Here is a 21,793-nt window from a genome sequence, read left to right as displayed (position 1 = left end):
TTCGATAATTTGGAGAAAATAATGAAAAAGATTTTAGTGATGAACGGCCCGAACCTGAACATGCTCGGCATACGGGAAAAGGGCGTATACGGCGTAAAAACACTGGATGAAATTAATGGCTTCATACGCGAACAGGCGAAGGATATGGATATGGAACTGGAATTTTTCCAGTCGAACCATGAAGGAGCGCTGATTGACAAGCTTCACGATGCCTACGGCAGGAAAGACGGGATTGTCCTGAACGCGGGAGCATATACGCATTACAGCTATGCCATCCGCGACGCGATTTCTTCCGTTTCCATCCCGTGTGTGGAGGTGCATCTTTCCGATATTCACGCGCGGGAGGAGTTCCGGCATGTGTCGGTAATCTCCGACGTATGTATTGCGCAAATTTGCGGAAAAGGCGAACAGGGATATGTGGAGGCGTTAAAAATATTGTTGGAGGAAAAGATATGATCCGGAATTTACAGGACAAAATTCGCATTGCGGAAGGCGTGGAAATGCCGGGCTTTGGCCTCGGGCTGTATAAGGCGAAAGCAGGCGATGAGGTGTATTCGGCCGTACGTATGGCTCTTGATGCGGGGTATCGGCATATCGATACCGCAACCTTTTACGAAAATGAGGCGGATGTGGGGCGCGCCGTGAAAGACAGCGGAATTCCGCGGGAAGAGCTGTTTGTGGCCACCAAGCTGTGGCCGACCGACTTTCAAAAGGCGCAGGAAACCTTTGAAAAAAGTCTTTCATACCTGAACACAGGATACATCGACCTCTATATGCTTCATTGGCCGGGAACGGATGAAACATTGCGCTATCGCGCGTGGGATGTAATCCTCGGTCTGCGGGAAAAAGGCTTAATCCGTGCCGCAGGCGTCTCCAATTTTATTGCGGACCAGCTTGCGGATATGAAAAGAAAGACGGGCGAATTCCCTGCAAACAACCAGGTCGAGCTGCATCCGTGGTTCCAGCAAAGGGAATTGCGGTCATTTTGCAGGCAAAATGGAATTTCTGTCACCGCCTGGGGCCCGATTTTTCACGGACATCTCAGCGAAGAGCCGCTGATGGAGGAAATCGGCGGGCATTATGGAAAATCGGCCGCGCAGGCGACGCTGCGGTGGCATATCCAGAATGAAATTGCCGTGATTCCAAAGTCTGTCCACAGGGAGAGAATTGCCTCGAATGCGGACGTCTTTGATTTTGAACTTTCGCAGGAAGATATCGAGCGCATCAACGCGCTTGATGGGAAACAACGTTTTTCCTGGGACTCGACAAAATTTGACGGGGATGCCGAAAAGGCGCGGAAAAATAGTCATAAGTAACGGAGGAATTTGTCATGGCTGTAGTGGGTGGAATTGCGGTTCCGCATCCGCCGATTATCCTGCCCGAAGTAGGACGTGGGGAAGAATGCAGGATTGAAAAGACAATCCTGGCCTACCGGACGGCGGCAAAGGCAATCGCGGACCTAGAGCCTGATACGATCATCATTACTTCCCCGCATACGGTGATGTACGCGGAATATTTTCATATTTCGCCGGGTAAGGGCGCAGAGGGAAACCTGGAACAATTCCGTGTGGGCGGAGTTTCGGTTGAAACAAAATACGATGAAACCTTTGCGGCAGAACTTACAAGGATGGCGCAAAAGGAAGGATTCCCGGCAGGCACCGATGGAGAGCGGGACCCCTCGCTGGACCATGGGACGCTGATTCCCCTTCGTTTCCTGCAGGAAGCTGGTCTTGGCAACGTTCCGGTGGTCCGAATCGGGCTTTCCGGTTTGAATGCGGGAAAGCATTACCGTTTGGGGCAGCTGGTTGCGGAAACGGCGGAAAGGCTTGGCCGGCGGACGGCGATTGTCGCGAGCGGAGACCTCTCCCATAAGCTGAAAGAGGATGGCCCTTATGGTTTTGCCCCGCAAGGGCCGGAGTTTGACCTGAAAGTGACGGAAGCGCTGGCAAAAGCGAATTTTGTGGAACTGATGGAGTTCTCGCCTGCATTTTGCGAAGAAGCGGCGGAATGCGGCCTGCGGTCATTTATTATAATGGCGGGAGCACTTGATGGAAAAGCAGTTGATTCATGGCTTCTTTCGTATGAAGGACCCTTTGGCGTGGGCTATGGAATTGCGGTTTTTTCTGTGACGGGGGATGATCCGGCGCGTAAATTTGGAAAACAGTATTGCGAAAAGCAAAAGCGGCGGCTGGCAGAACGTGAAGTAAGCGAAGATGCCTATGTAAAGCTCGCGCGCGCTTCGTTGGAACATTATGTGAATACAGGCGCTGTACTGAACCGGCCGGAGGGCTTGCCCGCTGAAATGCTGCATGACCGCGCCGGGGTTTTTGTTTCGCTTAAGAAACGGGGAAAGCTGCGCGGGTGTATTGGCACGATTGAGGCCGTAAGGGAATGTGTTGCGGATGAAATCATCAGGAATGCGGTCAGTGCAGGAACGGAAGACCCGCGTTTTGTCCCGGTAAGCCCTATTGAGCTTGAAGAGCTTGCGTACAGCGTAGACGTTCTTGGCCAGGCCCAGGCGGCGGAAAGTATAGAGGAGCTTGACGTGAAACGCTTTGGGGTCATTGTGACAAGCGCGGGACGCCGTGGGTTGCTGCTGCCAAACCTTGAAGGGGTGGATACGCCGCAGCAGCAGGTTGAAATTGCGCTTCAAAAGGCGGGGATTGGCCGCGGGGAACCCTATTCTATTGAGAAATTTGAGGTGATCCGGCATAAATGAGACAGACGTGCGGCATTTGTCCGCATTCCTGCGTATTGGAAGAAGGGCAAACAGGCCTGTGCGGTGCGCGTAAAAATGTGAATCACCGGATTACCGATGAAAATTATGGACAGCTTACGGCAATTGCGCTGGACCCAATTGAAAAGAAGCCGCTTATGCGCTTTTTCCCGGGCAGCAGAATTCTTTCCGTGGGCAGCTTTGGTTGCAACCTCCGCTGTCCGTTTTGCCAGAACAGCGCTATTTCTATGCATGGAAATGAAACGGTACGGCAATCTATGCAGCCGGATGAACTGGTGCAGCTGGCGGAAAGCCTGAAAGGGCAGGGGAATATCGGCATTGCCTATACCTATAACGAACCGCTTGTCGGCTATGAGTTCGTACAGGATTGCGCGTCGGCCGCTCGTAAAAGCGGTTTAAAAAATGTGCTGGTGACAAATGGTTATTGTAATGAAGAACCCTGGAAAGAACTTTTGCCGGTAATCGACGCTATGAATATCGATCTCAAAGCCTTTAACCAAGGGTTTTACCGCATGGCAGGGGGAGAACTGGACGTGGTAAAACGCTCCATTGAGCTGGCGGCCGGGAGATGCCATGTGGAGGTGACGACGCTGATTATACCGGATGAAAATGATTCGGACACCGAAATGGGGCATATGGCCGCATGGCTTGCGTCAATTGGAAAAAGGATTCCCCTGCATATTACGCGCTTTTTTCCGCGGTACAAGATGCGGGACAGGCAGGCGACGCCAACCCGGGATATCTTTCGGCTCGCGGAGGTTGCGCGCAGACACCTTGAATTTGTATATGAGGGAAATTGCTGATTAGAAAGCATAAAAAAAGAACTGCTGCATTTGCAGCAGTTCTTTTTGCTTCTTAGTACATTCCGGGCATTCCGCCAGGAGCGCCGCCTGCAGGCATTGCCGGCGGTTCCGGGGCCGGAAGGTCTGTTACGATGCTTTCCGTCGTGAGCAGCATTGCCGCAACGGAGCATGCATTCTGGATCGCGCTGCGCGTAACCTTCGTGGGGTCGATGATACCGGCTTTAATCATATCCACATATTCGCCGGTTGCCGCATTGAATCCAAATGTTTTGGATTTATCCTCAAGAATCTTTTCAACGATGATGCTGCCTTCAAGGCCTGCGTTTGCAGCGATCTGGCGAACCGGTTCTTCCAGGGCGCGGAGAACGATTTTTGCACCGGTTCTTTCATCGCCTGCCAGCTTTTCGATCAGTGCCTTGATATCATCCGTTACCTTCAGCGGAGCAGTACCGCCGCCGGGAACGATGCCTTCTTCAACAGCCGCGCGCGTTGCCGCAAGAGCATCTTCAATTCTCAGCTTCGCTTCCTTCATTTCCGTCTCCGTCGCAGCACCGACGCGGATTACCGCTACGCCGCCCGCCAGCTTCGCAAGACGTTCCTGAAGTTTTTCCTTGTCGTAATCGGAAGTCGTTTCTTCAATCTGGGCCTTGATGGATTTGATGCGGCCTTCGATATCTTCTTTCTTGCCTAGGCCTTCGACAATCGTTGTATTGTCTTTGTCAACCTTAACCTGTTTTGCATGGCCAAGCATATCCATTGTAGCTTCTTTGAGTTCGAGGCCGACTTCTTCGGAAATTACCGTGCCGCCTGTGAGCGTCGCGATATCCTGCAGCATTGCTTTTCTCCTGTCGCCAAAGCCCGGCGCCTTTACTGCAACGCAGTTGAACGTGCCGCGCAGCTTGTTGACTACGAGAGTAGCAAGGGCTTCGCCTTCAACGTCTTCTGCGATGATGAGCAGCTTTTTACCCTGCTGAACGATTTGTTCCAGAACGGGAAGGATATCTTGGATGTTGGAAATTTTCTTATCCGTAATCAGGATGAGGGCGTCGTCAAGCACGGCTTCCATTTTTTCCGTATCGGTCACCATGTAAGCGGAGGCATAACCACGGTCAAACTGCATACCTTCGACAACATCGAGTTCCGTCTGCATTGTTTTGGATTCTTCCACTGTGATTACGCCGTCGTTGCCAACCTTTTCCATAGCGGAGGAAATCAGCGTCCCAATACGGTCGTCGCCAGCCGAGATGCTTGCAACCTGGGAGATTGCCTTGCTGTCCGCGATCGGCTTCGAGAGGGATTTCAATCCTTCCACTGCCGTTTCACATGCGCTGAGGATACCCCTTTTAACACCCATCGGGTTTGCGCCCGCTGCGACGTTTTTAAGTCCTTCGCGGATAACAGCCTGCGCAAGCAGGGTAGCGGTCGTCGTGCCGTCGCCGGCCACGTCGTTTGTCTTTGTAGCAACTTCCTTTACGAGCTGTGCGCCCATGTTCTCAAAGGGGTCTTCCAATTCGATTTCCTTTGCGATCGTAACACCATCGTTGGTAATCAGCGGAGCACCGAATTTTTTATCAAGAACAACGTTGCGGCCTTTCGGTCCAAGCGTTACTTTTACCGTATCTGCTAACTGGTTTACGCCTTTTTCAAGCGCGCGGCGAGCTTCTTCGCCAAATTTTAACTGTTTTGCCATAATGTATTTGCCTCCTTTTTATTTCACAATTGCGAGAATGTCGGACTGGCGTACGATCATCAGTTCTTCACCGTCCAGTTTTACTTCCGTGCCTGCATATTTGGAATAAAGAACCTTATCGCCCTTTGCAACTTCCATTTTGATCTCTTTGCCGTCGACAACGCCGCCGGGGCCAACTTCTACCACTTCCGCGACCTGCGGTTTCTCCTGTGCGGAACCGGGCAGTACGATGCCGCTCTTGGTTGTTTCTTCTGCTTCGACTGATTTGATGACGACTCTGTCACCTAAAGGTTTGATTGTCATATCTCATGCCTCCTGTTTAATAATATTCTCGATTCTGTTAGCACTCATCAAAGTTGAGTGCTAATTATTCTAAAATTAATGATATCCATAAACAGGGAATAAATCAAACAACATTAATTGTTGAAAATGCTCGAATTTTAGTTTTAAATATAAATAATATTAAATATCTCTTGAATGCTTCGATTATATATGAATAACTAACATGTTTAATTCCGACACGCCATGTGAAATAATGTACAATTAGGATTATAAATGTCTGCTATATATAGTATATAATTTCAATCGGTTTCATGAATGCAACGTACAAAAGGGGAATAAGATGGATAAGTGGGATAAGAGGTTTATGGACCTTGCGGAAGAAATCGCACACTGGACCAGCTGCTACAAGACGAACCGCAGTATTGGGGCAATTATTGTCAAAAATAAGCGGATTGTAACGACGGGATATAATGGTGCGCCCGCGGGAATCGACAGCTGCAAGGACCGCGGGGAATGCCTGCGCATCAATATGGGAATTCCTTCCGGCGAACGCCACGAGCTGTGCTATGCAATCCATGCCGAGCAAAATGCGATTATCCAGGCGGCAAAGCTTGGAGTGGCAATCGACGGGGCAACGATGTACTGCACGCATCAGCCGTGTTCAATTTGTGCGAAAATGATCGTGAATGCGGGTATTGTCCGTGTGGTATACAAACATCCATATCCGGATGAATTTGCAAACAAGATATTTGAGATGGTAGACATTCAGGTGGAACAATATAAGGAATAGGGATCGGAGGGGTATGTATGAAAGTTACGGAAATTGCAAAGCTTCTGGATGCGGATTTTCTTTGCGGAGAAGACAGGCAGGATATTGAGATACTTTGCGCATGCGGCGCGGATATGATGAGCGATGTGCTGGCGTTTACAAAGCATGACGCAATCTTAATGACGGGCCTTGTGAATAACCACGTTATCAGGACGGCGGAAATGATGGATATTCCCTGCATTTTATTTGTGCGGGGCAAACGTCCGGCGCAGGATATTATCGATATGGCGGAAGAGCTTGAGATGGTGCTCCTTGCAACGGACAAGCCGATGTTTACAACCTGCGGTATTCTCTATCAAAATGGAATTAAAGGCGGCATGCGGGGGGAATAGTATGATTTATACCCGGGATTACGAAATAAAAAAAGACGATTTTGTTGCGGCCGGGGAGGTTTCCGCCCGCATCAAGAATAAATTGAAGCAACTCGGAGTGGACCCCGCCTTGATCCGTAAAATTGCGATTGCGTCCTATGAAGCGGAAATCAATATGATTATCCACAGCCTTGGGGGGCATATGCAGCTTGATATCGACGAGGATTCCATCATGATTACGTGCGCGGATACCGGGCCGGGAATACCGGATATTGAGCTTGCCATGCAGGAGGGATATTCCACCGCGTCCGATACGGTGCGTGAAATGGGCTTCGGCGCCGGCATGGGGCTTCCGAATATGAACAAAAACAGCGATAATATGCATATTGAGTCGAGCCCTGCGGGGACGACAGTGACGCTCAAATTTCAAATGTAACGACGAGATAAAGTGATGGTCAATTACAATGGAAAAGTATTTTCATTCAGTGCGTCTTGAAAAAGAAAAGTGTTCAGGCTGCACCAATTGTATTAAACGGTGCCCGACAGAGGCAATCCGTGTGCAAAAAGGAAAAGCGAAAATATTGAAGGAACGGTGTATTGATTGCGGGGAATGCATCCGTGTCTGTCCTTATCATGCAAAAAATGCGGTTACGGACCCGCTTTCCAGCATCAGCCAGTTCAAGTATAAAATTGCGCTGCCTGCTCCGGCGTTGTATGCACAGTTTAAAATGGTAAACCAGGTCGATAAGGTTGACCGGGTTTTGTCCGGCCTGAAAACGATGGGCTTTGACGATGTATTCGAGGTAGCCAAGGGGGCGGAAATTTGTGCGAAAGCAATTGCGAAAGAGCTTGAAAAGCCGGGGAACCGGCCCCTTATTTCATCTGCATGCCCGGCGGTTGTGCGGTTGATTCAAGTGCGTTTTCCGGAGCTTCTTGACAATGTTGTCAAGGTAGACGCGCCGGTGGAGGTTGCGGCCAAGGTAGCCAAGGAAGAATTTGCCAAAAAGAACAATGTCGACATTTCGGAAATCGGCGCATATTTTATTACTCCGTGCCCGGCAAAAATGACGAGCATTAAATCGCCGCTTGCAAAGGAAAAAAGCGATGTTGACGGCGCAATCTCGATTCTTGAGGTCTATGGCCTCCTGACAGGACAGCTGAAATCGGCGGACGCGAAACGGTTCGACGGGGTCAAGGCTTCCGCAAAGGGAATCGGATGGGCCAACAGCGGCGGGGAAACGTTTGCCGTCGGGGAAAAGAACGCCCTTGCCGTAGACGGAATTTCCAATGTTGCGCATGCGCTCGAGGACATCGAGAACGATAAGCTGAAGGACCTTGATTTCTTTGAAGGTCTTGCATGCGTCGGCGGGTGCGTCGGCGGGCCGCTGGTATTTGAAAGCGCGTTTGTCGCGCAGTCGCGCGTGCAAAAGATATGCGACGAGATTGGGTTTGACCAGACCGTGGAAGAACAGGCAGAAGAGTATGCCGATTCGGGTGTTGCGACAACCAAAAAGCAGATGGAAGCCGTAGACGTCATGAAACTGGACGATGACCGCATGGAAGCGCTGCGTAAGATACAGCAAATTGAGGAGCTTGTCCAGAAGCTTCCGGGGATGGACTGCGGAAGCTGCGGCGCGCCTTCGTGCAGGGCCCTTGCCGAGGATATTGTGCGCGGGCATGCCCAGGAGATGGACTGCGTATTTATACTGAAAGAAAAGGTGCGTTATCTTGCGGAAGAGATGGTGGACCTTGCAAGCAAAGATAAAATATCGGAGGATGAAACTGAATGAAGACAGCAGAAATTGCCGAAAAAATGGGGCTGAAGCTTCTTACGGACGGTCTTGCGGAAGATGCGGAAGTAACGGATGGCTGCGTATGCGACCTTCTGAGCTGGGTCATGGCGCGCGGGGAAGCGGGAATGGCGTGGATTACCGTACAGACGCATCTTAATGTGATCGCTGTTGCCTGCCTGCACGATTTTGCCTGTGTCATCGTGCCTGAAAATATCGAGGTTCCGCAAGCCACGATCGATAAAGCCAAAGAGGAAGGCGTGGTTATTTACTCTTCGCCCAAAACGTCGTATGCCGTGTGCTGCGAGCTGTGCAGGCTGGGAATCGGCGGGTAACATGCGCCTGTATTATGACCTTCATATCCATTCCGCGCTTTCACCGTGCGCGGACGACGATATGACGCCTAACAATATCGTCAATATGGCCAGGCTCAAAGGGCTTGATCTTATTACGGTGAGCGACCATAATTCCGCACGGAACGTGGAAGCGGCAGCCAGGGTTGCGCGGCAGGCGGGGATTCTTTTTCTGCCGGGAATCGAGATGACGACGGCGGAAGAGGTTCACGTTCTTGCTTTTTTTGAGGCGCCGGAAGCGGCGCGGGAATTTGGAGATATGCTGTATGACGCGCTTCCGGACATTCAAAATAAACCGGACTATTTTGGAAACCAGCTTATTATGGATGAAAACGATGAAGTGGTGGGAAAGCTTGATAAGCTTTTAATTTCGGCCTTGCCCTATGACATTGACGAGAGCTGCGCGCTGATCCGGGAATATGGCGGATATTCGATTCCGGCCCATATCAATAAAGGCGCGAATTCCGTGCTGGCGAACCTTGGTTTTTTCCCGCCGCAGCTTTCGTTCAAAACAATCGAGACGGTGCCCGGACTTGCAATTGAAAACGATGTGTCGCGTTTTGAGCAAATCCACTCGTCGGATGCGCATAACTTGTGGCAAATTGCGGAGCGGGAACGGTATCTCGAAGTGGAAGAGGCAAATGTCCGAACAATTCTACAAAAATTATGTGACTAATTTCACAAAAAATGATGCAAAACAAATTATTATATGGTAAAATATTTTTCGGAAACAATAAAATCCAGAGGTTGATTATTTAAGGAGGCACTTTTCCATGGGGAACACCGCAGAAGTACAAGCAAAGTATGACGAATTAAAAGGCTATATTGCAGAGACAGTGAAAAAACCTGGTCCGCTGATGCCGATTATGCAGAAAGCACAGGAAATTTTCGGATCGCTGCCGTTTGACGTACAGAAATTCATCTCGGAAGAGATGCAAATCCCGATGACCGATATTTATGGCGTGGCGACATTCTATTCGCAGTTTGCGCTGGAACCCAAGGGCAAGCATGTAATCGGCGTATGCATGGGTACGGCATGCTATGTTAAAAAAGCGGAGGGTATCTTAAACGCGCTTGGTGATGAGTTGCAGACGGCTCCGGGCGGGACAACGCCGGATTCCCTGTTTACCCTTGAAGCAACGCGCTGCCTCGGCTGCTGCGGTCTCGCGCCGGTTATTATGATTGACGACCAGGTCTATGGAAGACTGAAACCGGAAGATATCCCGGGGATCATCGGCCTCTATAGAAATAAACAGTAACGGCCGACGGCCATGAAAGAGATTGCGCTGCACATCATGGATATTGTGCAGAATTCAATTACGGCGAATGCGACCCTGATTGAAATATCGCTTGAGATTGAAAGCCGGGAGGATACCGTTTCCGTTACGGTTAAAGACAATGGAAAGGGTATGAGCCGGGAAATGCTTATGCATGTGACAAGCCCGTTTGTGACAACGCGTACGACGCGAAAGGTGGGGCTTGGAATATCGCTTTTTAAGGCAGGTGCGGAAAATTCGGGCGGAAGCTTCACGATTGATTCCGAAGAGGGAAAAGGGACGGAGCTTTCGGCGGTCTATGTGCTTGATAATATAGACCGTCCGCCGATCGGCGATTTTGCGGGAACGGCGCATTCGCTTATCGTCTGCAACCCGGCGATTGATTTTGTGATCCGGGTGGTGATTGACGGGCGGGAAGATGCGCTCGATACGCGCGAAGTACGTAAGGTGCTCGGGCAGGACGTACCGCTTGATTTGCCGGATGTATCAGCATGGCTGAAAGAAAATCTGGACGAGGTATTCCCGTCGGAATACGTAATGTTTTAACTGTAAAAGACCCTGGCGTTTTGCGAGGGTCCTTTTTTTTACTTGCGGATATTTGAAACAAAGGATAGCGCTGTAGGCCTGCCCAAGAGGAGGACATGGTAATACCGGGATCGCAAACCGGAAAAATGCTCTGTCCTATGCACTATTTCGAGACCGGCGGAAGCCGCGCGATCCGAATCGCGGAATGGTACGAATGTCAGTACAAAATAATTTTCTGGAAAATGAATTAATAATATGGTTAATTTTTCACGAAAGAAGTTGATTTTGCAGTATATTGCTGATATAATAGCAGATGGAAAAATTGTCTTTTTTTTCACTAATTAATGTGAATAAAATATTTTGCAGCCCACGCTGTGGGAAAAAACATTTCATATCTCGGCCAACCGCTTGCCGAAAAAGCGGATTAAAACATGTTCGGTCAGAAGGTGTTTTAAGAAGTATGGGGAGTAAAAAATATGAAGTCACTTCAGGAATTGGAAGCAATCAGGAACAGGATGCAGGGTAAGGTGGATATCCGTAAAAATGATGCTGAAAAACGCGTTGTTGTCGGAATGGCTACCTGTGGAATCGCGGCAGGCGCACGTCCTGTACTTCAGGCGTTCGTGGATGAGGTTGCAACACGCGGGCTTTCCGATGTTGTCGTTTCGCAGACGGGATGCATCGGAGTATGCCGTCTCGAGCCTATCGCAGAAGTATTCATGCCGGGGCAGGAGAAAGTCACGTATGTGAAAATGGATGCGGAAAAGGCGAAGCGTGTTGTTGCGGAACATCTGGTGAATGGTAATATCGTAACGGAATATACCATTGGGTATTACGAAAAAAATAACGCTTGACTTTGTACATTTAATTGGAGGTTTAGGATAAATGGATTTTTATCGTGCGCATGTATTGGTATGCGGGGGTACGGGCTGTACGTCCTCCGGTTCTGCGGAACTGATCGAACGCTTTGAGAAGGATATTGCAGAAAAAGGGCTGGATAAAGAAGTAAAGATAGTCAGGACCGGGTGCTTTGGCCTGTGCGAGGCCGGACCGATCGTGATCGTCTACCCGGAAGGCGCGTTCTACAGCAGGGTGAAGGTTGAGGATGTTGACGAGATTGTTGAAGAACACCTGCTTAAGGGACGTATCGTAGAACGTTTGCTGCATAAAGAGGATAAGGAAGAGGACGTTGCAACGACGCTCGACGATATCGAATTCTATAAGAAACAAAATCGTGTCGCGCTCAGGAACTGCGGCGTGATTGATCCGGAAGTGATTGACGAATATATTGCTTTTGACGGCTACAAAGCGCTTGGGACATGCCTGACGGAAAAAACACCGCAGGAAGTGATCGATGTCATCAAGGCTTCGGGGCTCAGGGGCCGCGGCGGCGGCGGTTTCCCGACGGGCGTAAAGTGGCAGTTTGGGCACGACGCCAAGGGAGACCAGAAATATGTTATCTGTAATGCGGACGAGGGCGACCCGGGCGCGTTTATGGACCGTTCCGTCCTCGAGGGCGACCCGCACAGCGTGATCGAAGCGATGTCGATTGCCGGCTATGCAATCGGCGCAAATATGGGTTATGTTTATGTGCGTGCGGAATACCCGATCGCGGTAAAGCGGCTCCAGATTGCGATAGACCAGGCGCGCGAATATGGTTTGCTTGGCGAGGGAATATTTGGTACTGATTTTAAATTTGATATTGAAATCAGGCTTGGCGCAGGCGCGTTTGTGTGCGGCGAAGAGACGGCTTTGATGGAATCGATCGAAGGCCACCGCGGCGAACCGCGGCCGAAGCCGCCGTTCCCGGCGAATAAGGGCCTGTTTGGCAAACCGACGATTATCAACAATGTTGAGACGCTGGCCAATATTCCGCAGATTATCCTTAAGGGCGCGGAATGGTTCGGTTCCATGGGAACCGAAAAATCCAAGGGCACAAAGGTGTTTGCGCTCGGCGGAAAGATCAATAACACGGGCCTTGTGGAAATCCCGATGGGAACAACGCTCCGCGAAGTTATTTATGACATCGGCGGCGGAATTCCGGACGGCAAGAAGTTCAAGGCGGCCCAGACGGGCGGACCTTCCGGCGGATGCATTCCGGCGGAACACCTCGACCTGAAAATAGACTACGATACGCTTACCTCTATCGGGTCGATGATGGGCTCGGGCGGCCTGATTGTTATGGACGAAGACAACTGCATGGTTGACGTCGCTAAGTTTTTCCTGGATTTTACTGTTGACGAGTCCTGCGGGAAATGCCCGCCCTGCCGGATCGGCACAAAGCGTATGCTTGAAATTTTGCAGCGCATTACGGACGGCAAAGGAAAACCCGGCGATATTGAAAAGCTGATTGAACTCGGCGAGAGCATTAAGGCGGGCGCTCTGTGCGGACTTGGGAAAACGGCTCCGAATCCGGTGTTGTCCACGATCAAATATTTCAGAGACGAATACGAAGCGCATATTTACGACAAACGTTGTCCGGCAGGGCACTGCCAGCAGCTTTTGGTGTATGAGATTATTCCATCCAAATGTATTGGATGCGGAATGTGTGCACGCGTTTGCCCGGCCGACGCAATTACCGGAGAAAAGAAACAACCACATCACATTGATCCGGATAAGTGCATTAAATGCGGTGCTTGCATCGAGAAATGTAAATTCGATGCAATCAAGAGATAAGAAGGAGGATTAAGTGATATGGTATCGTTGACGATAGACGGCGTAAAAGTTGAAGCGCCAGATAATTCCACAGTGCTTGACGCTGCAAGAAAGGCAAATATCGACATCCCGACGCTCTGTTTTTTAAAGGGAGTGAACGCAATCGGCGCATGCCGGATATGCCTTGTTGAAGTGAAAAACAATCCTGCGCTCCAGGCGGCCTGCGTGCTTCCCGTGGCGGAGGGAATGGAAGTTTTTACAAAATCCGAGAAGGTGCTGAAGGCCAGGAAGGTAAGCCTTGACCTCCTGCTCTCCAATCACGACAGGGAATGCCTGACGTGTGTGCGCAACAAAAACTGTGAGCTGCAGACGCTTGCGGATGAATTCAATATCCGCAACATCAAATACGAAGGCGAAAAAATTTACAAGGACATCGACGACCAGTCGGTTTCCGTTGTGCGCAATCCCAATAAATGCGTGCTGTGCAAACGCTGTATCGCCGCCTGTGAAAAAATTCAGACGGTAGGCGTTATCGGTTCGACCAACCGTGGTTTCAAGACGATGGTGGAGCCCGTATGGGGCAAATCCCTCGTGGATGTTCCGTGCATCAATTGCGGGCAGTGTATCGTTTCCTGCCCGGTTGGCGCGCTTTCTGAAAAAAGCGAGATCGACAATGTATGGGCGGCATTGCACAATCCGAATATGCACGTTGTGGTCCAGCCCGCTCCGGCTGTCCGCGTAGCGATCGGGGAGGAATTTGGAATGCCGATGGGCACGCGCGTTACAGGCAAACTTGCGGCCGCGCTTCGCAGAATGGGCTTTGATAAGGTGTTTGATACGGATTTCGGTGCAGACCTTACGATCATGGAAGAAGGCTACGAATTTATCAACCGTGTGAAAAACGGCGGGAAGCTTCCGATGATTACGTCCTGTTCGCCGGGATGGATCAAGTTTGCGGAATATTTCTTCCCGGATATGCTTGATAATCTTTCAAGCTGCAAATCGCCCCACCAGATGCTGGGCGCGATCATTAAGTCCTATTATGCGCAGGAAAACGGCATTGACCCGGCGAAGATTTTCACCGTATCCGTTATGCCGTGTACAGCCAAAAAGTATGAAAAGGACCGTGCAGGCGAAGATGCAGCCGGTTATCCGGATGTAGACGCGGTGCTTACGACGCGTGAAATGGCACAGATGATTAAAGAAGCAGGCATTGATTTTGTGAACCTGCCGGATGAAGATTTTGATCCTGTGCTCGGGACTTCTACCGGCGCGGGCGTTATCTTTGGTGCGACCGGCGGCGTTATGGAAGCGGCGCTCCGCACGGTCGCGGAGGTGCTGACGGGCGAAGAGCTTAAGAGCATTGATTTCTGCGATGTGCGCGGAATTGCGGGCATCAAGGAAGCGGAGATCATGGTCGGCGATATGCCGGTGAAGGTTGCCGTGGCCAGCGGGACAGGCAACGCCAGGAAGTTGCTCGAAGCGGTACGCTCCGGCGAAAAAGAGTATCATTTCATTGAGATTATGGCATGCCCGGGCGGATGCGTAAACGGCGGCGGACAGCCGATTGTATCGGCACGCGTCAAAAACGTACTCGACCCGCGTGTCGTCCGTGCGCAAGGCCTGTATGACGAAGATTGTGATAAGCCGCTGCGGAAATCTCATGAGAATCCGGACATCCAGAAGCTTTATAATGATTTTCTGGGAGAACCGAACAGTCATAAGGCGCATGAATTGCTGCATACCTTCTATGAGGCAAAACCAAAATATAAGGAACAGTAATTTCAAGGAACCTGATACAAAACGCCCGGTACTTAACCGGGCGTTTGCATTTTGAAAAGATATTTTAACCGTAATTTGAAGGATTTAACGTTTAGGGCGTATAATATAGTAGTATAAAATATATGGAGAAGTTTCAGTATAAGGGAGAAGTAAATGCCGTTTTTTCCGGAAGAATGGATACAGGACTTGCTTTCTAAAGTAAGTCTTGTTGATTTGATTGGCGAATATGTAACGCTGCAAAATAAAGGAGGACGTTGGTGGGCGTGCTGTCCGTTTCACAACGAGAAGACGCCCAGTTTTTCTGTTAACCCGGAAAAGGGATTTTACCATTGCTTTGGCTGCGGCAAAGGCGGAAATGCAATCCAGTTCGTCATGGAACAGGAAAAAATGACGTTTCCGGAAGCTTGTCAATATCTTGCGGAAAAAGTAAAATTGCCGGTTCCGGAGAATACGGATAATGCAGGATACGAGAAGCGTAAGCAGCAGCGAAAAAAGATTTTTGAGATGAATAAAATTGCCGCGCGGTATTTCCATGAGAATTTATATGCGCCGGAGGGAAAAAGCGCACTCGAATATCTTAAGGGAAGAGGCATTGGCGACCGCATCATCAAGACCTTCGGCATGGGATTTGCAAAGGACGGTTGGGATCACCTGATGAAAATGCTTGCCGAAAAAGGGTATACGAAGCAGGATATGCAGGCGGCAGGATTGATTAAAATGTCTGACGGGAAAAGCTATGATATGTTCCGAAACCGTGCCATGATACCGATTATCAATGCGTTCGGAGATATTATTGGCTTTGGCGGACGTGTGATGGACGACGGAATGCCGAAATATTTGAATTCTCCCGAAACGGCTGCATTCAACAAAAGCAGGAATCTTTACAACCTGAACCTGATCCGCAGGCAAAAAAACCTTTCCCATTTAATATTAGTGGAAGGTTATATGGATGTGATCGCGCTTTTTTCCTATGGAATCCCGGAGTGTGTCGCGACCCTTGGTACGGCGCTCACGCAGGATCAGGCGCGCCTGATTAAGCGGTATACGGACCATGTATATATCTCCTATGACGGGGACGCGGCCGGGCAAAAAGCGACGCTCCGCGCACTCGGAATCCTTGCGCAGGAAGGGATTGAAACAAGGGTCGTCATTATACCGGGAGGGCAGGACCCTGACGAATATCTGAAAGGGCATGGCAGGGACGGATATATTAATCTTATGAAAGTATCCCTGCCGGAAATGGATTACCGCTTTGGGGTGACGGCGGCAAAATATAATCTTGACGACAGCCATCAAAAAGAAAAATTTGCACGGGAATGTGCGAATTTGCTAAAGCAGGTGGAAAGCGCTGTTACGAAAGAAAAGTATGCGAAAAAATTGTCGGATATGACGGGATATTCCCCGGAATCGATTATGCAGGATGCGGGCGGCTTGAAACAGGACGCGGAGTGGATACCGCCAAAAGTGGAAGCGAGGGAGACGACTCTGGAAGAGAAGGCGGAAAACTGCCTGATTCGAAGGCTCTATTCCGATCCGCAGATCGCCTTGAAGCTGGAAGGGAAAATCGAAGAGGCGGATTTCCAAAATACAGCGGACAGAAAAATATTTTCTCATATTATGGAAAAGGCAAAAAAAGGGATTTTCACTGCGAACAGCGAATTATTATCCGTGCTGAGTGAAGAGGAGAGCTCTTATATCAGGAAAGTATTGAGCGAGGAAGACGAGCGGGAAAATGCGGACGACTTCCTCAATGACTGCGTGAAGCAAATAAGGCTGGGGCGGCTGGAGCGGCAGCGGCGTAACGCCCTCGCGGCTTGCAGCGCCGAGCAGGATGTGGAAAAGAAACGCGTTTTGCTGCAAAAGATAGACGAGCTGGGAAAAAAGATTCATAAGCTTAAGACAAGTTTTTAAAATTTTAATAGTAGGTGAATTTTATTGGCAGAGAAAAAAGAAACAAAAAAGGAAACACAGGCAGGTAAGAACGAAGTGGCCAAAGCATCTGTGCCAACGGAAAAAAAGGCAAAATCCGTTGAGAAAAAGGCACAGCCAAAGCTGTCGGACGAACGAATCGCAAAAATTGTTGAAATTGGGAAAACCAAGGGTGTGTTGAAATATGCGGAAATCGCCGAATATATCGACGACGCGCATGCGGTGCCCGAGCAAATTGACAAGCTGTACGAGGCGCTTGAAGAACAGAATATCGACGTCCTGGATGACGAAATTGAAAAGGAAGTGCCGAAGGCGGAGGAAGAGACGGAAGTCGTCGATTTCGAGCTTTCCATGCCGGAAAATATCAATATCGACGATCCTGTCAGGATGTACCTGAAAGAGATTGGCAAGGTTCCGTTGCTTTCGGCGACGGAAGAAGTTGATCTGGCAAAGCGAATGGGGGAAGGCGACCAGGAGGCAAAGCGGAAGCTTGCAGAGGCTAACCTGCGTCTTGTAGTCAGTATTGCAAAGCGCTATGTTGGGCGTGGAATGCTGTTCCTTGACCTGATTCAGGAAGGAAACCTCGGCCTGATTAAAGCGGTCGAAAAGTTCGATTACCAGAAGGGTTACAAATTCAGCACTTATGCAACATGGTGGATTCGCCAGGCGATTACCCGCGCAATTGCGGACCAGGCCCGGACGATTCGTATTCCCGTCCATATGGTGGAAACGATCAATAAATTAATCCGCGTATCGCGCCAGTTGCTCCAGCAGTATGGACGTGATCCGCTTCCGGAAGAGTTGGCAAAAGAAATGGATATTCCGGAAGAAAAGGTGCGTGAAATATTAAAAATTGCACAGGAGCCTGTTTCGCTGGAGACGCCGATCGGGGAAGAGGAAGACAGCCATCTGGGGGATTTTATCCCGGATGACGATGCGCCCGCCCCGGCTGAGGCGGCGGCATTTACGCTTTTGAAGGAACAGCTGATGGATGTCCTTGATACGCTGACACCGCGTGAAGAGAAGGTGCTGAAATTAAGGTTTGGCTTGGAAGACGGCCGTGCGCGTACTTTGGAAGAGGTCGGCAAGGAGTTTCAGGTAACGCGTGAAAGAATCCGGCAGATTGAGGCAAAGGCGTTGCGCAAGCTTCGCCATCCGTCAAGGTCAAAGAAGTTAAGGGACTTTTTGGAATAAGCAAAGGAGCATAACAAGGCGGCGTAACAGCCGCCTTTCATATCGTATGGAAATGACGCCAAGAATGCGGGCAATCGTTGATTTTGTTGACGGCGCGGATACTGCGGCTGATATTGGCTGCGATCACGGCAGGATATCGGCGGCACTGATTGAAAAAAAACGCGCAAAACGTGTATTTGCCTGCGATATCAGCGAGCAATCGCTCCAAAAAGCGAAAAATATTATTGCCGGACGAAATATAACAGGGATAACCCCCCTGATATCGGACGGGCTCGGCGCTCTGGAGGGAAAAACGGTAGGTTGTATCATAATCACCGGTATGGGGGGACTGCTGATACGTGATATCCTTGCAGCGGGAATTGGAACCGCCAAAAAGGCAAACCAGCTGATTTTGGGCCCGCAGGGAAATGAGTATGAATTGCGGACTTTTTTGTATAGGAACGGTTTTACCATCAAGGACGAATCAATCGTAAAGGATGCGGGGCATTATTATCAGGTAATTGCCGCTGCTCCGGGAGAAGGACCGCCGCCCCAAGAAGTATACCTGCATTTTGGATATTATCCGGCAATGCGAAGGGAACCGCTGCAAAAAGAATTTTTGCAGAACAGGCTGCGCGAGTTGGAATCGATTATTTCCCGGGCGAAACAGGGAAAGGATACGCAGGAATATCTTGCGGTGAAACGGAGACTTAGGGATCAGGTCATGGAGGTACTGCGATGCCTGTAACTTTGGAACAAGTGGGTGTTCTTTTAGAGAAAATTGCACCGGTCGGATTTGCGGAAGATTGGGACAACAGCGGGTTTAATGTAAACCTGCATAATACGGACATTTCCGGAATTATGATCTGCCTGGATGTTTTGCCGGAAGTAATTGAAGAGGCTGCGGAAAAGGGATGCAATCTTATTGTTTCCCACCATCCGCTGTTATTCCGGGCAACCAAGCAGATCGATTCAAATTCCTACGAGGGACAATGTATCCAGCTGCTTGCGGAACGGAACATTTCGCTTTATTGTGCCCATACAAGTATGGACAGCGCCCCGGGGGGAATTAATACATGGCTGGCGGACCAGTTTAAACTCGGAAACCGGTGCTACATTAAAAACGGCGCCATAGAGCATTTCTACGAGGTGGCGGTGCATGTGCCGCGGGATCATGCGGCAACGGTTCGCGGGGCGATGGCCGCTGCAGGAGCGGGGCAGCTTGGGGGCTATACGGAGTGTACCTTCAATATCGACGGAAAAGGCACCTTCCGGCCGAAGGAGGGCGCCCATCCATATATCGGGCAAGCGGGACAGCTTGAAGAAGTGGATGAAATCCGTATTTCTTCTGTTTGCAGTGAAAAAAACCTGCAAACCGTCCTTGCCGCAGTAAGGGATAATCATCCCTACGAGGTTCCCGCAATCAGCGTCCTTAAAACGGATGAGCCGCAGCAGGTCGGTTCCGGGCTTGGTATTGTTGGGGATTTGCCCTTGCCGCTCCGGGCCAGGGAAGTGCTGGACCGGCTGAAAGAATCATTGAAGACAGACAGCGTACGTGTCGCGGGCGATCTTGACAGGACAATCAAACGCCTTGGGGTATGCGGAGGCGCGGCGGGCGATTTTGCGGATGCGGCGATGGGAAAGGGCGCGGAACTTTTTGTTACGGGAGAAATCAAGCACAACGAGTATGCGGTGCGCAAGGATATTATTTTGGTGGAGGCAGGCCACTTTGATACCGAGAAATGCTTTTGCCAACTGTATGCGCAAGGTTTACAAAAATGGCTGAATGATGTAAACTATAACATAGCGATTTATGTGACAAATTTACGCAGGCCATACGTAAATTATTGAGGAGGTCTATGTTGAGTAATAATTTAAAAGCTTTGTGGGATTATCAGGCGGCGGAAAATGCCCTGGAATCCTATGAACGTACTCTTATGAATACGGAAACCAGAAAAAAACTGGTTCACCAGCAGCAGGTTTACAAAAATAACCAGCAGAAGCTTAAGCAGCTTGAGCAGGAATCCGTGCTGCTCCAGAATAAAATGGGCGAAATAACCTCCCAGATTGAAATCCTTCAAAAGCAGATGAATGAGAAAAAAGAAGAGATTTCCGAGGTTACAGGCTATGATCTGGAGGACATGTTCCTTGACGATGTACGCGAGATGATTAAGGAATGCGAGAATATAAAAGCGTCGGTTGAACTGAACAAGCGTAAGATCGTCGATATTATGCATCGCCTTGAAAAATCAGAAACAGAGATCAAGGAAACGCTTGTTAAGATGAGCAACGCAAAAAAGCAGTTTGATATCCTGAAGGAACAGCATGCAAAGGAAGTAGGCGCGGGAAAAGACGACCTCGACAAATTGCGCGCCAACGTCGCCAAGGCGGCCAAGGGGATTGATACGGCGCTTATGGAGCGTTATAAATCAATTAAGCAGCACCGTCCCAATCCAATGGCGAAACTGGTTGGCGACCGTTGCGAGGGTTGTAAGATGCAGCTTCCGTCCGGCGTGCTGCAAAGCCTGAAGGTGGAGGGCAATATCGTCGAGTGCGAAAACTGCGGCAGGATTCTTTACGTAGTGGAAGATTAAAAAATTTTGAGCAGACTGGATGACCGCGCGCTCCGGCGTGAGGAAAGTCCGGGCTCCATAGGGCAGGGCGCCGGGTAACACCCGGTGGAGGCGACTCCAAGGAAAGTGCAACAGAAATAAACCGCATCCTTTTGGGTGCAAGGGTGGAAAGGCGAGGTAAGAGCTCACCGGCGTTATGGCAACTTAACGCGTCCATGTAAACCCCGCCTGGTGCAAGATTGGTATAGGGACATTCAATGGCGGCCCGTCACGTCCCTTGTAATCGCATGAGCCGTATGGTAACATACGGCCTAGATAGATGGTCATCAAAACAGAACCCGGCTTACAGGTCTGCTCAAATTATTTTAATAACCGTACAGTGTTGCCAAGAGGTCCGGAAAAGGGCCTCTTTTATTATACGGAACCAGATGAACAAGAGGGTTTTATCCGGCCTGGATTTGTGCTTAAAAATGAAAAGGCGTATAATGGGCTGGATGACGGAAAGAAACGGCCAGGGCAGTTATGGTTGGGAGGAACAATGGATGAAAGGCCTGATACATATTTATTGCGGAGATGGAAAGGGAAAAACCACCGCGGCGGCGGGGCTCGCCATACGGGCGGCGGGGAATGGATTGCAGGTGCTTTTCGTGCAGTTTATGAAAAACGGCCCATCCGGGGAACTGAAATCCTTTGAGAGGTTTGACAACATTGCGGTATTGCGCGGCGAAGGCAGCTCAAAATTTGCATGGGATATGAATGACAGTGAAAAAGCGGAAGCGCAAAGGATGCAGGAGGCGATCCTCGAAAACGCAGCCGGGCAGGCCGGGCGTTATGATATGCTTGTGCTGGATGAAGTGATTGGAACATGCGGCGCGGGATTCCTGGAAATACAAAAGCTCTACGATTTCCTGGATCATAAGCCGGAAAAGCTCGAAATTGTACTGACGGGACGCAACCCGGATGGCGAACTGATTCGCCGGGCTGACTATGTGTCGGAAATTAAAAAGGTAAAGCATCCTTATGACAGGGGAATCCATGCCAGAAAAGGAATTGAACAATAAAATATCCTGCCGTCGCCGGACGG

Annotated in this window: 23 protein-coding genes and 1 other RNA gene; 22 read left to right on the top strand and 2 right to left on the bottom strand. The window is 49.9% G+C overall.

Translation table 11 applies throughout. From position 1 onward, the window contains the following. Positions 1 to 21 precede the first annotated feature (21 nt). From aroQ to amrS, 4 genes are read left to right on the top strand one after another with little or no spacing between them, the layout of a single operon-like run. Complete coding sequence (aroQ, locus tag BBD38_RS01905; protein WP_066683888.1) at positions 22 to 456, top strand: type II 3-dehydroquinate dehydratase; 435 nt, start codon at positions 22 to 24, stop codon at positions 454 to 456. Continuing rightward, the gene (locus BBD38_RS01900) at positions 453 to 1,316 is read left to right on the top strand and encodes an aldo/keto reductase (RefSeq protein ID WP_066683886.1); all 864 of its coding nucleotides are present in this window, start codon (positions 453 to 455) and stop codon (positions 1,314 to 1,316) included. The genes aroQ and BBD38_RS01900 overlap by 4 nt, the downstream gene beginning before the upstream one ends. A gap of 14 nt (positions 1,317 to 1,330) precedes the next feature. Next, on the top strand, positions 1,331 to 2,719 hold the full coding sequence (gene amrA / locus BBD38_RS01895) for an AmmeMemoRadiSam system protein A (RefSeq protein ID WP_066683884.1): 1,389 nt from the start codon (positions 1,331 to 1,333) through the stop codon (positions 2,717 to 2,719). Further along, positions 2,716 to 3,540, top strand: coding sequence for an AmmeMemoRadiSam system radical SAM enzyme (gene amrS / locus BBD38_RS01890; RefSeq protein WP_066683882.1), 825 nt, complete (start codon positions 2,716 to 2,718; stop codon positions 3,538 to 3,540). The genes amrA and amrS overlap by 4 nt, the downstream gene beginning before the upstream one ends. Positions 3,541 to 3,592: 52 nt before the next feature. Here the strand turns inward: amrS and groL are convergent, their stop codons facing one another. Together groL and BBD38_RS01880 are read right to left on the bottom strand one after the other, a co-directional pair. Further along, complete coding sequence (gene groL / locus BBD38_RS01885) at positions 3,593 to 5,230, bottom strand: chaperonin GroEL (protein ID WP_066683880.1); 1,638 nt, start codon at positions 5,228 to 5,230, stop codon at positions 3,593 to 3,595. Between the two features lie 18 nt (positions 5,231 to 5,248). Beyond that, complete coding sequence (locus tag BBD38_RS01880) at positions 5,249 to 5,533, bottom strand: co-chaperone GroES (protein WP_066518515.1); 285 nt, start codon at positions 5,531 to 5,533, stop codon at positions 5,249 to 5,251. Positions 5,534 to 5,852: 319 nt separating this feature from the next. On the opposite strand from BBD38_RS01880, the gene BBD38_RS01875 reads away from it, so the two are divergent. The 18 genes from BBD38_RS01875 (at position 5,853) to BBD38_RS01790 (ending at position 21,770) form a co-directional block, all read left to right on the top strand. Then, the gene (locus BBD38_RS01875) at positions 5,853 to 6,302 is read left to right on the top strand and encodes a deoxycytidylate deaminase (RefSeq protein WP_066683878.1); all 450 of its coding nucleotides are present in this window, start codon (positions 5,853 to 5,855) and stop codon (positions 6,300 to 6,302) included. A gap of 17 nt (positions 6,303 to 6,319) precedes the next feature. Then, the gene (locus BBD38_RS01870; RefSeq protein ID WP_066683877.1) at positions 6,320 to 6,673 is read left to right on the top strand and encodes a DRTGG domain-containing protein; all 354 of its coding nucleotides are present in this window, start codon (positions 6,320 to 6,322) and stop codon (positions 6,671 to 6,673) included. Between the two features lies 1 nt (position 6,674). Continuing rightward, positions 6,675 to 7,088, top strand: a complete 414-nt coding sequence (locus BBD38_RS01865; RefSeq protein WP_082989409.1) for an ATP-binding protein — start codon at positions 6,675 to 6,677, stop codon at positions 7,086 to 7,088. Between the two features lie 28 nt (positions 7,089 to 7,116). Continuing rightward, complete coding sequence (locus tag BBD38_RS01860) at positions 7,117 to 8,442, top strand: [Fe-Fe] hydrogenase large subunit C-terminal domain-containing protein (RefSeq protein WP_066683872.1); 1,326 nt, start codon at positions 7,117 to 7,119, stop codon at positions 8,440 to 8,442. Then, complete coding sequence (locus BBD38_RS01855) at positions 8,439 to 8,777, top strand: hypothetical protein (RefSeq protein WP_066683870.1); 339 nt, start codon at positions 8,439 to 8,441, stop codon at positions 8,775 to 8,777. The genes BBD38_RS01860 and BBD38_RS01855 overlap by 4 nt, the downstream gene beginning before the upstream one ends. A 1-nt stretch (position 8,778) precedes the next feature. Next, a complete protein-coding gene (locus BBD38_RS01850; RefSeq protein ID WP_066683869.1) occupies positions 8,779 to 9,471 on the top strand; it encodes a PHP domain-containing protein in 693 nt (230 codons plus the stop codon). A gap of 97 nt (positions 9,472 to 9,568) precedes the next feature. Further along, a complete protein-coding gene (locus BBD38_RS01845; protein WP_066683867.1) occupies positions 9,569 to 10,054 on the top strand; it encodes an NADH-quinone oxidoreductase subunit NuoE family protein in 486 nt (161 codons plus the stop codon). 12 nt (positions 10,055 to 10,066) lie between these two features. Beyond that, the gene (locus BBD38_RS01840; protein WP_066683865.1) at positions 10,067 to 10,618 is read left to right on the top strand and encodes an ATP-binding protein; all 552 of its coding nucleotides are present in this window, start codon (positions 10,067 to 10,069) and stop codon (positions 10,616 to 10,618) included. A 455-nt stretch (positions 10,619 to 11,073) separates the two neighbouring features. Continuing rightward, the gene (locus BBD38_RS01835; protein ID WP_066683863.1) at positions 11,074 to 11,451 is read left to right on the top strand and encodes a (2Fe-2S) ferredoxin domain-containing protein; all 378 of its coding nucleotides are present in this window, start codon (positions 11,074 to 11,076) and stop codon (positions 11,449 to 11,451) included. Between the two features lie 31 nt (positions 11,452 to 11,482). Further along, complete coding sequence (nuoF, locus tag BBD38_RS01830) at positions 11,483 to 13,273, top strand: NADH-quinone oxidoreductase subunit NuoF (RefSeq protein ID WP_066683860.1); 1,791 nt, start codon at positions 11,483 to 11,485, stop codon at positions 13,271 to 13,273. An 18-nt stretch (positions 13,274 to 13,291) separates the two neighbouring features. Further along, positions 13,292 to 15,034 carry an NADH-dependent [FeFe] hydrogenase, group A6 gene (locus BBD38_RS01825; RefSeq protein ID WP_066683858.1) on the top strand — a complete coding sequence of 581 codons (1,743 nt, stop codon included), beginning with the start codon at positions 13,292 to 13,294 and terminating at the stop codon, positions 15,032 to 15,034. Between the two features lie 153 nt (positions 15,035 to 15,187). Further along, a complete protein-coding gene (gene dnaG / locus BBD38_RS01820) occupies positions 15,188 to 16,945 on the top strand; it encodes a DNA primase (protein ID WP_066683857.1) in 1,758 nt (585 codons plus the stop codon). Between the two features lie 75 nt (positions 16,946 to 17,020). Beyond that, the gene (gene rpoD / locus BBD38_RS01815; RefSeq protein ID WP_147568050.1) at positions 17,021 to 18,157 is read left to right on the top strand and encodes an RNA polymerase sigma factor RpoD; all 1,137 of its coding nucleotides are present in this window, start codon (positions 17,021 to 17,023) and stop codon (positions 18,155 to 18,157) included. Between the two features lie 52 nt (positions 18,158 to 18,209). Beyond that, entirely contained in the window at positions 18,210 to 18,884 is a 675-nt protein-coding gene (locus BBD38_RS01810; protein ID WP_172807731.1) for a tRNA (adenine(22)-N(1))-methyltransferase, read from the top strand. After that, positions 18,875 to 19,987 (top strand): Nif3-like dinuclear metal center hexameric protein, encoded by a 1,113-nt coding sequence (locus BBD38_RS01805; RefSeq protein ID WP_066683850.1) that lies wholly within the window; start codon positions 18,875 to 18,877, stop codon positions 19,985 to 19,987. The genes BBD38_RS01810 and BBD38_RS01805 overlap by 10 nt, the downstream gene beginning before the upstream one ends. An 11-nt stretch (positions 19,988 to 19,998) precedes the next feature. Beyond that, positions 19,999 to 20,730, top strand: coding sequence for a zinc ribbon domain-containing protein (locus BBD38_RS01800; protein WP_066683848.1), 732 nt, complete (start codon positions 19,999 to 20,001; stop codon positions 20,728 to 20,730). 7 nt (positions 20,731 to 20,737) lie between these two features. Further along, positions 20,738 to 21,071: RNase P RNA component class A (gene rnpB / locus BBD38_RS01795), an RNA gene on the top strand. 180 nt (positions 21,072 to 21,251) lie between these two features. Beyond that, positions 21,252 to 21,770, top strand: a complete 519-nt coding sequence (locus tag BBD38_RS01790; RefSeq protein WP_066684227.1) for a cob(I)yrinic acid a,c-diamide adenosyltransferase — start codon at positions 21,252 to 21,254, stop codon at positions 21,768 to 21,770. Positions 21,771 to 21,793 lie beyond the last annotated feature (23 nt).

This window comes from Christensenella intestinihominis, assembly GCF_001678845.1.
GTDB lineage: Bacteria > Bacillota > Clostridia > Christensenellales > Christensenellaceae > Christensenella > Christensenella intestinihominis.
This window is presented reverse-complemented; position numbering and strand designations above follow the sequence as displayed.